The 13,199-nt window shown below is 61.2% G+C and carries 4 protein-coding genes, 2 tRNA genes and 2 rRNA genes; 6 read left to right on the top strand and 2 right to left on the bottom strand.

What is annotated here, in order from left to right; all coding sequences use genetic code 11:
• Positions 1-13: 13 nt before the first annotated feature.
• Positions 14-2,020 (bottom strand): sigma-54-dependent Fis family transcriptional regulator, encoded by a 2,007-nt coding sequence (locus tag ACSUZJ_RS23770; protein WP_499412126.1) that lies wholly within the window; start codon positions 2,018-2,020, stop codon positions 14-16.
• 483 nt (positions 2,021-2,503) lie between these two features.
• Here ACSUZJ_RS23770 and ACSUZJ_RS23765 point away from each other — a divergent pair, with 483 nt between their 5' ends.
• Complete coding sequence (locus ACSUZJ_RS23765; RefSeq protein WP_499412125.1) at positions 2,504-4,054, top strand: DUF2868 domain-containing protein; 1,551 nt, start codon at positions 2,504-2,506, stop codon at positions 4,052-4,054.
• 26 nt (positions 4,055-4,080) lie between these two features.
• The gene (locus ACSUZJ_RS23760; RefSeq protein WP_499412124.1) at positions 4,081-5,589 is read left to right on the top strand and encodes a DUF3482 domain-containing protein; all 1,509 of its coding nucleotides are present in this window, start codon (positions 4,081-4,083) and stop codon (positions 5,587-5,589) included.
• Here ACSUZJ_RS23760 and ACSUZJ_RS23755 read toward each other — a convergent pair.
• Positions 5,564-7,690 (bottom strand): TonB-dependent receptor family protein, encoded by a 2,127-nt coding sequence (locus tag ACSUZJ_RS23755; protein ID WP_499412123.1) that lies wholly within the window; start codon positions 7,688-7,690, stop codon positions 5,564-5,566. The genes ACSUZJ_RS23760 and ACSUZJ_RS23755 overlap by 26 nt on opposite strands.
• Before the next feature lie 494 nt (positions 7,691-8,184).
• Between ACSUZJ_RS23755 and ACSUZJ_RS23750 the strand changes: the two genes are divergently transcribed.
• The 4 genes from ACSUZJ_RS23750 to ACSUZJ_RS23735 all read left to right on the top strand — a co-directional run bounded on the left by ACSUZJ_RS23750 (position 8,185) and on the right by ACSUZJ_RS23735 (position 13,087).
• Positions 8,185-9,715 (top strand): 16S ribosomal RNA (locus tag ACSUZJ_RS23750).
• Between the two features lie 80 nt (positions 9,716-9,795).
• Positions 9,796-9,872, top strand: a tRNA-Ile gene (locus ACSUZJ_RS23745).
• Positions 9,873-9,876: 4 nt separating this feature from the next.
• Positions 9,877-9,952, top strand: a tRNA-Ala gene (locus ACSUZJ_RS23740).
• 243 nt (positions 9,953-10,195) lie between these two features.
• Positions 10,196-13,087: ribosomal RNA gene (locus tag ACSUZJ_RS23735) — 23S ribosomal RNA — on the top strand.
• The 16S and 23S rRNA genes sit together here with 2 tRNA genes alongside, the layout of an rRNA operon.
• The last annotated feature ends 112 nt before the right edge of the window (positions 13,088-13,199 follow it).

Genomic DNA, 13,199 nt, shown 5'->3' with positions numbered 1-13,199 from the left:
TCGCGCTCGGCGCCTAGTGGAACAGCGACTTCTCGGGATGCTGGATATTCAGGCGCTGCAGTTTGCGGTACAGCGTATTGCGGCTGATGTTGAGCTCGCGCGCGACGCCGCTCATGTTCCATTGGTGGCGCTTGAGCGTCTGCTGCAGGACCTCGCGTTCGGCGCTCTCGAGCGCGCTCAAGCCCTCGATCGCGCCCGCGGGGGCGCCATCGTCCGCCTCGGCCGCGGCGGTCTGCGATGCCGCAGCGGGCGTCGGAGCGGACGCCGTCACCAGCACCAGGCCATGCCGGTACTCGGGCGGCAGGTCGCGCAGGGTCAGGCGGTCCGCTTCGCGCAGGGCGATCATGGTGCGCAGCAGGTGGCGCAGCTGGCGGATATTGCCAGGCCAGCGCTGCCGCTCGAGCAGCTCGAGCAGGCCGTCGTCGAGCTCGACCGACGGCTCGCCCTCGCTTTCCTCGGCCACCAGGTGGAGGATCAGCGCGCGGCGGTCTTCGCGCTGGCGCAGCGGCGGCAGGCTGAGCGTGACGCCCTGCAGCCGATAGTACAAATCCTCGCGAAACTCCCCGCGCTCGATTTTTGCCGGCAGGTCGCAGTGGGTGGCGCTGATCAGGCGGATGTCGAGCTTGACGGGGGCTTCGCCGCCGAGGGGCACCACCTCGCGTTCCTCGAGCACGCGCAGCAGCCTGGCCTGCAGGGCCACCGGCATGTCGCCGATCTCGTCGAGGAACAGGGTGCCGCCGTTCGCCTGCAGCAGCTTGCCGCGCTGGCCGTCCTTGCTGGCGCCGGTGAACGCGCCCGAGCGATAGCCGAACAGTTCGCTCTCGACCAGCGATTCGGGTATCGAGGCGCAATTGATCGCCACGAAAGGCTTGTTGGCGCGGCTGCCGGAGGCGTGGATCGCCCGCGCCAGGCGCTCCTTGCCGGTGCCGGTTTCACCCAGCAGCACGATCGCCACGTTGCGCTCCATGACCCGCTTGGCGGTCGCGACGATGTCGCTCATCGCCGGGTCGCCGAAGTGCAATGCGTCGAGTGCGCTGGCCGGCTGCGGCGCCGGCAATGCCCCCGCGCCGCGCTGGGGACGGCGCGCCGCGCTGGCCGCGACCGGCTGGTACATCACGGCGAAGAAACGCGCGTTGCTGCGCACCTCGAAGATCGGCACCGGGTGGTAGGCGCGTCGCATGCTGCTGTCCACAAGCCCGGAGAAGGTGAGGTTGAACAGCTCGGAGATATCGCGGCCGACGATCTCGGACGGACTGCGGTAGCCGAGCAGGGACAGGGCCGCGCGACTGGCCGCCAGTACCGTGCCGGTGACGCTCAGCGCGATCGCGCCTTCGCTCAGGGTCCCGACGAACTCGGGCCGGTTGTGGAAGCGCAGGATGAAATCGTGGCGGAACTGGTGCAGGAATACCCGGTTCTCGATCATCTGGACCGACATGCTGACCAGGGCCAGTGTGTGCTGCTGGGCCAGGCGCGATTCGCCGGAGGCGTCGAGCACGCCGACCAGTTCGCCGTCATGGTCGAAGATCGGCGCCGCCGCGCAGGACAGGCCGATATTGCGCGACAGGTAGTGTTCGTCCTGGTGGACGGTGAGCGGACGGCGCTCGACCAGGCAGGTGCCCATGCCGTTGGTGCCCTGCACGCGCTCGCTCCAGACGGCGCCCTGCATCAGCCCGGTCCGGGATGCGGCATGGGTGAAGGCGGGGTCGCCGAAGTAGTTCAGCAGCACGCCCTCGCGGTCGGTCAGCATGATCGCGTAGCCGGAACCGGCCAGTTGCTGGTAGAGGTTCGCCATCTCGACCTTGGCGACGGCCTGGACGTCGGCGAGGCGCTCCTGGCGCTCCTGCAGTTCGGCGGGCGCCACCACTTCGGGTTCGGCGCAGGTGCCGGGGTCGAGCTGGTATTCGTTGAGGCAGCGGATCCAGGATCGGGTGATCCGGTTTCCGGTTCCGATGTTGTCTCCGATCCGGCCATGGACGACCGAATGGACGCGCTTGACGTGCTCCACGGCAAACTTCGACATGTTGTCTCCTACGTCCGCGACTAGGGTCGTGCTGGTGCCGGCCGCTGTCGCTCTCTGGACTTTTTATGTGAGTGACACCTCATCTGCTGTGGAGAATACACCCTTCCGTCCGCAAATTGTCGAATGGTTTGTGAATTTTTTGAACACCCAATCGGGCAGAACTGGCCTGAGGCGATGGACTAGCGACCGGGATCAGCAGGCCTGTCATTAACGGGAACTTGGGACGCAGTCGGCAGTCGTCGCCGTGTCGGCTGGAAGAGGAGAACGCGTTCATGCACGCCGCATGAACGTTTGCCGTAGTGATGCAGGAAACCGCTTACCTGGCGATCATGTGGCGATCATTTGGTCCGAGCTTGTATGAAGTCAATTGTGTGCCGTAGTTTTATACCGTCGACCCGCCTCGTGTGGCCAGTGCTGGGGCCCGGCGCCAATCTGCGGCACAATGCAGGTGTGGTGTTGCCAATCAAGTAAACCGGGAGACGCATGAACGAACAGGGTGCAAGGCGCGTCGTGCTGGTGCGCGCGATCGAAACGGCCGATGCCGGCCACCAGGTGCTGAGCGAGGACGACCGCAAGTACGCCAGCCGTAGCGCGCGTGAACTGGCGGCCTGGCAGGCCTCCGACAGCAAGAGCGCGGTGACGCAAGACCTTTTCCTGCAGCAGCGCTCGGAACAGATCCTCAAGCGCCTGGCCGAACGCACGCCGGCCTTTGGCGCCTTCCAGAAGCGCGGCCTCGGCCTGCCCGGTTTCTGGGCGGCGCTGCCCGTGCTGGCGCTGTTCGCCGGCGCGCTGCTCGACCGCATCGCCGATCCGCACCGCGTCGACCTGCTGTCGGCGCCGCTCCTGTTCATCGTCGGCTGGAACCTGCTCATGTACGTCGTGCTGCTGGTATGGGCCCTGCTCCCGGGACGCAAAGGCGGCTGGGCCGGGCAGGGCCTGTTGCGCCGCCTGAGCGTCGGCAAGGCGGTCGCGCCGCGCAAGCTGCCGGCGCCGCTGGCCTCAGGCCTGGGCAGTTTCCTGGCCGAGTGGGCGCAACTGAGCGAACCGCTGACGCGCGCGCGGCTCTCGCGCACGGTCCACCTGTCGGCCGCCGCCTTCGCGCTCGGCGCCGTGCTTTCGCTGTATGCGCGCGGCCTGCTGACGCAATATGGCGCCGGCTGGGAAAGCACTTTCCTCGATGCCCGCCAGGTGCACACCCTGCTGTCCTGGCTGTTCACGCCGGCGTTGACCGTCTTCCCCTTCCTGCAGGGCTTTACCCTGGCCGATATCGAAGCGCTGCGCTTCGGCGCCGGCGCCGCGACGACTGCGGGAACGATGGCTGCTCCGGCCATGAGCACCTTATCGGGTGCGGTATCCGGTACGGTGGCGGCTGGCGCCGGCGAACGCTGGGTGCACCTGTACGGCGCGACGATCCTGCTGCTGGTGATCCTGCCGCGGCTGGCGCTGGCCCTGTTCGCCGCGCTGCGCGCGGGCCGCCTGGCGCGGCGTTTCCCGCTCGACCTCGAACATCCCTATTTCCGCAAGCTCGCCGACAGCATCGGCGCCGGCACCCCGGCCGTGCTGCGCGTGCTGCCCTACAGCTTCACGCTCGACGAAGCGCGCGACCGCGGCCTGTGGACGGTGGCGGCAATGGCCCTGGGCGCCCAGGCGCGCGTGCTGCTGCGCCCCACCGTGCCGTATGGCGAAGAGCCGAAGGAGGCATTGCGCGAGACCGGCTTCGACGAGGCCGGCGTCACGGTGACGGCAGCCCTGTTCAACCTGGCTGCTACGCCGGAAAAGGAAAACCACGGCGCCTTCCTCGACTACCTCAGCCGCAACAGCAAGCGCGGCGTAGCCGTGCTGCTCGACGAGTCAAGCATGCTCGAACGCGGAGCCGGCCAGGCCGGTCTCGATGTGCGCGTGAATGAGCGCATCGCCCTGTGGCGCCAGTTCTGCAGCTTCCACGGCACCGCCGCCACGGTGGTCAACCTGCTCCAGCCCGAGCGCCGCCCGATCGAGCTCGGCGCCGGCCTGGCCCTGCCGGAGCTGCGATGACGATGACTGCGATGACGATGTCTACGATGAATGACGCGCCCGTGAAAATCCAGTTCGCGCTGGTCTCGCACACGAACAACGGCAAGACCACGCTGGCCCGCACCCTGGTCGGCGTGGACGTGGGAGAAGTGCGCGACGCCGCCCACGTGACGACGTTCGCGGAAGCCCATCCGCTGCAAACCAGCCCGGCCGGCGACAGCCTGCTGCTGTGGGACACCCCCGGCTTCGGCGACTCGGTACGCCTGCTCAAGCGCTTGTCTCTGGCGGGCAACCCGATCGGCTGGTTCCTGCGCGAGGTGTTCGACCGCTACCGCGACCGTCCGTTCTGGCTCAGCCAGCAGGCCTTGCGCGCGGCCAAGGAAGAGGCCGATGTCGTGCTTTACCTGGTCAATTCGGCGGAACCGCCGGGCGACGCAGGCTATTTGCCGGCAGAGATGAATATCCTCGAATGGCTGGGCAAACCGGTAATCGTGCTGCTCAACCAGATGGGGCCGCCGCGGCCCGGCGCGCAGGAGGGGGGCGAGCAGCAGCAATGGAAGACGCACCTGGCGCGCTTCCCGGTCGTGCGCGAAGTGCTGGCGCTCGATGCCTTTGCGCGCTGCTGGGTGCACGAGCACGTGTTCTACGAAGCCGTGGCGCCGCTGGTCGCGCCGGAAAAGCAGGCCGGTTACGAGCGCCTGCGCGCGGCCTGGGAAGCGAACAACCGCCAGCGCTACGCCAGCGCCCTGCGCATGACGGCCGAGCAGGTCGTGGCCGCCGCGCGCGACAGCGAGGCGGTTCCCGACGAAGGACGCAGCATGGTGCGCACGGCGCTGAAAGCCGTGGGCCTGGGCAAGGATGAGCAGAAGCGGCAGGAAGCGGCGATGGCGGCGCTGGTCGAGCGCCTGAACGGGGAGATCAACAAGACGACGATGCGCATGCTGGTGCTGCACAAGGTCGATCCGGGCGAAGCGGTGACGATCAACGCACGCGTGCGCGAGAATTTTGCCGTGCGCGCGCCGATCGACAAGGCGCAAGCTGGGCTGCTTGGCGCCGTGGTGTCGGGCGCGGCCACCGGACTGTCGGCCGACCTGATGGCCGGCGGCCTGACGCTGGGCGGCGGGGCATTGCTGGGCGCAATCGTCGGCGGCCTGACGGCGGCCGGCGCCGCCTGGGGTTTCAATCAGCGCGCCGACCGCAACGAAGCGGCGGTACAGTTTGCCGACGCTTTCCTGCAAACGCTGCTGGTCGGCGCCATGCTGCGCTACCTCGCCGTCGCCCACTTCGGACGCGGGCGCGGCAACTATGTGGAGAGCGAGGCGCCGGCCTTCTGGCAGGCGGAGGTCGAACAGGCCCTGGCGGCGCACGGCGGCGATCTGCCGGCGCTGTGGCGCACCGTCCGTGCCGCACCGAACCTCGAGGCGGCGCTGGAGCCGGTCAATGCGCTTGTCAAACGGGTGCTTGATGCCACCCTCGGCAAGCTGTATCCCGGCTTCAAACTGGTCGAGGCGGAGCCGAGACCTGACCCGGTTAGCGGAACTGGTACTGCGCGCTGACCCCCAGCACCCAGTTGCGTCCCGGCGCCGGTTCGTAATAGCGGCGGTTGCTGTCGCCCACGATCACCGAGCCGACATAGTCACGGTCGAACAGGTTGTTCAGGCGGGCGAATTCCTTGAACCGCCATTGCCCCGTTTCCTGGCGCGCCTGCATGCGCAGGTTGACGATGCCGTAACCCGGCGCCGGCGTGGCGAGGTTGGCGTCGTCCGGATGCACTTTGCTGGTGGCGATGGTCTCCAGCGCCGCCCCGAGCTTGCCGTCGGTCGCGGTCCAGCCGAGTTCGCCATACAGGCTGGCGCGCGGCACGCCCGGCAGGCGATTGCCGGCCGGGATGCTGCCGAATCCGTCTTCGTACACGGCGCGCAGCACGTTGGCGGCCACGCGCGCATTCAGGCCAGGGCCGAAGCGGGAGTCGAAGGAGAGTTCGACGCCGCGGCGCAGGGTTTCGCCGGCGTTGCGGTAGCTGGTGCGGCCGCCGCTGGAAGCGTCGACCACCACTTCGTTGCTGGTACGGACCTGGAACAGGGCGAGATCCAGGCGCGTATCGGCGCCGAGCATCTTCTTGACGCCGGCCTCGAGGTGGGTGCTGCGGCTCGGCTGCAGTCCGAAGTTCACGCCGGGGCCGGTGCTGGAATAGAACAGCTCGTTCAGGGTCGGGGTCTCGAAGCCGCGCGCGGCGCTGGCGTACAGGTTCAGGCTGGGCGTCAGTTTATAGAGCGCGCCGAGCACCGGCGCGGTGCCGCTGTAGTCGGCGCCGCCGCTGTCGTTGCCGTTGCTTAAGTAGCGGTCGCTTACCTCGACGTCCAGCGAGGTGCGGCGCAGCCCGGCCGTCAGGACCCACTGACCACGTTCCCATTCCGTCTGTACGTAGGGATCCAGGCTGGACAGCTCGTTCTGTTCGTCGCGGCGCAGCTTGCCGCGCAGGCCGAACTGGTCACCGACGAAGTTCTCGAAGCCCTGGCGCGCATCCTTCGAGCTTGCGTATTCCATGCCGAAGGTGGTGCGCAGGGTGCCACCGGCCAGCTCGCGTACATCGCGCCAGTTCAGGTCGATGCCGTAGAAGTCGCGATCGAAGTCGACCACGCCGCCGGAATGCGAGGCCGGTTGCTGGAAGCCGCGCGAGAAGGACTGGTACTGGACGACCTGGCGGTTGCCGCCGTAGGCGGTCAGCTGCAGGCGGTTGGCGCCGAAGCGCTGCTGCCATTGCAGGCCAATCTGCTGGTTGTCGATGCTCTTGCGCGTGTCGTAGCGTTCGGCGAAGGTGCGCTGCGGCGTTTGCGGGTCGCTGGTGTCGATCTCGCCGGCGCGTGGATCGCGCTGGAAGGTGGCCCAGGTGATGCCGAGCGGGTCCTGGGTGTCGCGCTGGTGCAGGGAGTTGGCGACGATCGTCACCTTGCCGTCGCCGGAAGTCGGCACGGTCAGCTTCGCATAGCCCTGCTCGCGCGTGGCGGCGCTGTGGGCGCGGTAGCCGTCGGTCTCGAAACGCGACGCATCGACCACGTAGCCGATCTGTCCGGCCTGGCCGGCGGCGTTCAGGTCCAGTTTGCGCATGCCGTCGCTGCCGGCGGCGGCGCTGAATTCGATTTCCGGCGCTCCCTTGCCTTCGCGCGTAAAGAGCTGGACGACACCGCCCGAGTGATTGCCATACAGGGCGGAGAAGGGGCCGCGCAGCACCTCGATGCGTTCAGCCATGTCGAGGTTGAAGGTGGCGGCCTGTCCCTGGCCGTCGGGCATGGTCGCCGGAATGCCGTCCGTAATCAGGCGCACGCCGCGCACGCCGAAGGCCGAGCGGGCGCCGAAGCCGCGCGAAGAGATTTGCAGGTCCTGCGCATAGTTCTGCCGGTTCTGGACCACGATTCCGGGAACGGCGACGAGCGCCTCCGACAGGTTGACGCGCGGCTGGGTGTCGCGGATGCGCACGGCATCGACGACATCGATCGCGGCCGGCAGGTCGAAGCTGGCTTGTTCCGCACGGCTGCCGGTGACGACCACAACTTGCAGCGGGTTTTGCGGCTGGGCCGGCACTTGCGCAAAGGCCGCGGAGGAAAGGGATGCGAGCAGTGCTGGGACGAGTTTCAGACGGGGAGGACAGATAGGCATTACAGCTCATGTACATGTTAACGAGCTGCAATGATAGTACGCGTGGCAAAAGCGCGTCGCCTGATGCCGCGGCGCGGCAAAACCCGCTTGCAACCGGACAGCTGCTTTGCTATAGTCCTGTTCCCGCTGAAAACGGCAACGAAATCAAGTAGTTGAAGGAACAGAGGGAGCCGCGATACAACGCGGTGTTGTAAAAAAGAAGTTGACGAGCATCGCGAAACACTGCATAATCTCACTTCTCTGCTGCTGACGAACAAAACGATTCGCAAGCGCAGCAAGGTAGTACAGAACAACGGTTCTTTAACAATTAACAGTCGATAAGTGTGGGCGTTTGATGAAGGTGCCAGCTGACTTGTTCAGCTGATTACTTAAAATATCAAATGTTCGCACAAAGTATTAAACGTTGTCTCAGCAATGGGATGACGGTCAGTATTTTGAGTGAGCGACTCCGCTAGCGATAGCGGATGACTCGAAAGAGTCAACAAACAGAGATTGAACTGAAGAGTTTGATCCTGGCTCAGATTGAACGCTGGCGGCATGCTTTACACATGCAAGTCGAACGGCAGCACGGGCTTCGGTCTGGTGGCGAGTGGCGAACGGGTGAGTAATACATCGGAACGTACCCAGAAGTGGGGGATAACGTAGCGAAAGTTACGCTAATACCGCATACGTTCTACGGAAGAAAGTGGGGGATCGCAAGACCTCATGCTTTTGGAGCGGCCGATGTCTGATTAGCTAGTTGGTGAGGTAAAGGCTCACCAAGGCGACGATCAGTAGCTGGTCTGAGAGGACGACCAGCCACACTGGAACTGAGACACGGTCCAGACTCCTACGGGAGGCAGCAGTGGGGAATTTTGGACAATGGGCGCAAGCCTGATCCAGCAATGCCGCGTGAGTGAAGAAGGCCTTCGGGTTGTAAAGCTCTTTTGTCAGGGAAGAAACGGTAGGAGCTAATATCTCTTGCTAATGACGGTACCTGAAGAATAAGCACCGGCTAACTACGTGCCAGCAGCCGCGGTAATACGTAGGGTGCAAGCGTTAATCGGAATTACTGGGCGTAAAGCGTGCGCAGGCGGTTTTGTAAGTCTGACGTGAAATCCCCGGGCTCAACCTGGGAATTGCGTTGGAGACTGCAAGGCTGGAGTCTGGCAGAGGGGGGTAGAATTCCACGTGTAGCAGTGAAATGCGTAGAGATGTGGAGGAACACCGATGGCGAAGGCAGCCCCCTGGGTCAAGACTGACGCTCATGCACGAAAGCGTGGGGAGCAAACAGGATTAGATACCCTGGTAGTCCACGCCCTAAACGATGTCTACTAGTTGTCGGGTTTTAATTAACTTGGTAACGCAGCTAACGCGTGAAGTAGACCGCCTGGGGAGTACGGTCGCAAGATTAAAACTCAAAGGAATTGACGGGGACCCGCACAAGCGGTGGATGATGTGGATTAATTCGATGCAACGCGAAAAACCTTACCTACCCTTGACATGTCAGGAATCCTCGAGAGATCGGGGAGTGCCCGAAAGGGAACCTGAACACAGGTGCTGCATGGCTGTCGTCAGCTCGTGTCGTGAGATGTTGGGTTAAGTCCCGCAACGAGCGCAACCCTTGTCATTAGTTGCTACGCAAGAGCACTCTAATGAGACTGCCGGTGACAAACCGGAGGAAGGTGGGGATGACGTCAAGTCCTCATGGCCCTTATGGGTAGGGCTTCACACGTCATACAATGGTACATACAGAGGGCCGCCAACCCGCGAGGGGGAGCTAATCCCAGAAAGTGTATCGTAGTCCGGATCGCAGTCTGCAACTCGACTGCGTGAAGTTGGAATCGCTAGTAATCGCGGATCAGCATGCCGCGGTGAATACGTTCCCGGGTCTTGTACACACCGCCCGTCACACCATGGGAGCGGGTTTTACCAGAAGTAGGTAGCTTAACCGCAAGGAGGGCGCTTACCACGGTAGGATTCGTGACTGGGGTGAAGTCGTAACAAGGTAGCCGTATCGGAAGGTGCGGCTGGATCACCTCCTTTCTAGAGTAGCACCGGAGACGAAAGTCTCGGCATCAAGCGCCTACGCTTATCGACTGTTGAATAAATAACGAGAACAGTTTGGGTCTGTAGCTCAGTCGGTTAGAGCACCGTGTTGATAACGCGGGGGTCGTTGGTTCGAATCCAACCAGACCCACCACATAGGGGGATTAGCTCAGCTGGGAGAGCACCTGCTTTGCAAGCAGGGGGTCGTCGGTTCGATCCCGTCATCCTCCACCACTTTCTTGAGAATACAAACGTAAGCGGCGCAACGGCGTGTGTTTAGGTTTGATCTTTTCGAGATCACTGTTTTTTCGTTCTTTAACAATCTGGAAGAAGTAAAGTTTTTTTAAGCGTGTAAGCGAATCAGAAATGATGAGCGAGCACACTTAGGGTAGTAATCAAAGTATCAACAAACATGCAATAACGCTGTACTCTTGATCCTGTAGCGTTCCCTGTTGTCAGCAGGGGCTAACGTTATAGGGACAAGCGAATAAGTGCACATGGTGGATGCCTTGGCGATTACAGGCGATGAAGGACGTAGTAGCTTGCGATAAGCTGCGGGGAGTGAGCAAACACACTTTGATCCGCAGATTTCCGAATGGGGAAACCCGGCCCTTTGGGTCATTGCATGCTGAATACATAGGCATGCAAAGCGAACGCGGCGAACTGAAACATCTAAGTAGCTGCAGGAAAAGAAATCAACCGAGATTCCCAAAGTAGTGGCGAGCGAAATGGGAAGAGCCTGTACGTGATAGTCGATCGGATAGTGGAACAGATTGGAAACTCTGGCCATAGCGGGTGATAGCCCCGTACACGAAATCCGGACGGTGGTACTAAGCGTACGACAAGTAGGGCGGGACACGAGAAATCCTGTCTGAACATGGGGGGACCATCCTCCAAGGCTAAATACTCGTAATCGACCGATAGTGAACCAGTACCGTGAGGGAAAGGCGAAAAGAACCCCGGGAGGGGAGTGAAATAGATCCTGAAACCGTGTGCATACAAACAGTCGGAGCGGACTTGATCCGTGACGGCGTACCTTTTGTATAATGGGTCAGCGACTTACATTCAGTGGCGAGGTTAACCGAATAGGGGAGCCGTAGAGAAATCGAGTCCGAACAGGGCGACAGTCGCTGGGTGTAGACCCGAAACCAGGTGATCTACCCATGGCCAGGATGAAGGTGCGGTAACACGCCCTGGAGGTCCGAACCCACTAATGTTGAAAAATTAGGGGATGAGCTGTGGGTAGGGGTGAAAGGCTAAACAAACCTGGAAATAGCTGGTTCTCTCCGAAAACTATTTAGGTAGTGCCTCAAGTATCACCATCGGGGGTAGAGCACTGTTATGGCTAGGGGGTCATTGCGACTTACCAAACCATTGCAAACTCCGAATACCGATGAGTGCGAGCTTGGGAGACAGACGTCGGGTGCTAACGTCCGGCGTCAAGAGGGAAACAACCCAGACCGCCAGCTAAGGTCCCAAAGATTGGCTAAGTGGAAAACGAAGTGGGAAGGCTAAAACAGTCAGGATGTTGGCTTAGAAGCAGCCACCATTTAAAGAAAGCGTAATAGCTCACTGATCGAGTCGTCCTGCGCGGAAGATGTAACGGGGCTAAGCCAGTCACCGAAGCTGCGGATATATTTCTCGTGATTTATCACTTGATCTATATGGTAGGAGAGCGTTCTGTAAGCCTGCGAAGGTGTCTTGTAAAGGATGCTGGAGGTATCAGAAGTGCGAATGCTGACATGAGTAGCGATAATGCGGGTGAAAAGCCCGCACGCCGTAAGCCCAAGGTTTCCTGTTCAACGTTCATCGGAGCAGGGTGAGTCGGCCCCTAAGGCGAGGCAGAGATGCGTAGCTGATGGGAAGCAGGTTAATATTCCTGCACCGTCGTATGATGCGATGGGGGGACGGATCGCGGAAGGTTGTCCAGCTGTTGGAATAGCTGGTTCTTGACTCATAGAAGGCGCTTAGGCAAATCCGGGCGCGGAATTCAAGGGGTCGAGACGGGTGGCCATGCGCCACGAAGCAATCGGAAGTGGTTCCAAGAAAAGCCTCTAAGCTTCAGTCATACGAGACCGTACCGCAAACCGACACAGGTGGGCGAGATGAGTATTCTAAGGCGCTTGAGAGAACTCGGGAGAAGGAACTCGGCAAATTGGTACCGTAACTTCGGGAAAAGGTACGCCCCGGTAGCTTGATCACTTTACTGTGTGAGGGCGAAAGGGTTGCAATAAACTGGTGGCTGCGACTGTTTAATAAAAACACAGCACTCTGCAAACACGAAAGTGGACGTATAGGGTGTGACGCCTGCCCGGTGCTGGAAGATTAAATGATGGGGTGCAAGCTCTTGATTGAAGTCCCAGTAAACGGCGGCCGTAACTATAACGGTCCTAAGGTAGCGAAATTCCTTGTCGGGTAAGTTCCGACCTGCACGAATGGCGTAACGATGGCCACACTGTCTCCTCCCGAGACTCAGCGAAGTTGAAATGTTTGTGATGATGCAATCTACCCGCGGCTAGACGGAAAGACCCCATGAACCTTTACTGTAGCTTTGCATTGGACTTTGAACCAATCTGTGTAGGATAGGTGGGAGGCTTTGAAGCGGGGACGCCAGTTCCCGTGGAGCCATCCTTGAAATACCACCCTGGTTTGTTTGAGGTTCTAACCTTGGTCCGTTATCCGGATCGGGGACAGTGCATGGTAGGCAGTTTGACTGGGGCGGTCTCCTCCTAAAGTGTAACGGAGGAGTTCGAAGGTACGCTAGGTACGGTCGGACATCGTGCTAATAGTGCAATGGCATAAGCGTGCTTAACTGCGAGACCGACAAGTCGAGCAGGTACGAAAGTAGGACATAGTGATCCGGTGGTTCTGTATGGAAGGGCCATCGCTCAACGGATAAAAGGTACTCTGGGGATAACAGGCTGATTCCTCCCAAGAGTTCATATCGACGGGGGAGTTTGGCACCTCGATGTCGGCTCATCACATCCTGGGGCTGTAGCCGGTCCCAAGGGTATGGCTGTTCGCCATTTAAAGTGGTACGTGAGCTGGGTTTAAAACGTCGTGAGACAGTTTGGTCCCTATCTGCCGTGGGCGTTGGAAATTTGAAGGGGGCTGCTCCTAGTACGAGAGGACCGGAGTGGACGAACCTCTGGTGTACCGGTTGTCACGCCAGTGGCATTGCCGGGTAGCTAAGTTCGGAAGAGATAACCGCTGAAAGCATCTAAGCGGGAAACTTGCCTTGAGATGAGATTTCCCGGAGCCTTGAGCTCCTTGAAGGGTCGTTCGAGACCAGGACGTTGATAGGCTGGGTGTGGAAGTGCAGTAATGCATTAAGCTAACCAGTACTAATTGCCCGTACGGCTTGTCCCTATAACCTTAGCAGGTACAGGTCAGGATACAGCGCTGTTTGTTGATACAGTTGCTACCCAATACTTCTTCCAGATTCAGAGTGGCGCTCGCATGGGTGAGCGAAACTCGTACA

The sequence above is a fragment of the Telluria sp. B2 genome, assembly GCF_051789535.1.
Lineage (GTDB): Bacteria > Pseudomonadota > Gammaproteobacteria > Burkholderiales > Burkholderiaceae_D > Telluria.
Note: the sequence above shows the minus strand (reverse complement) of the source record. Positions and strands in the feature narration are given on the sequence as shown.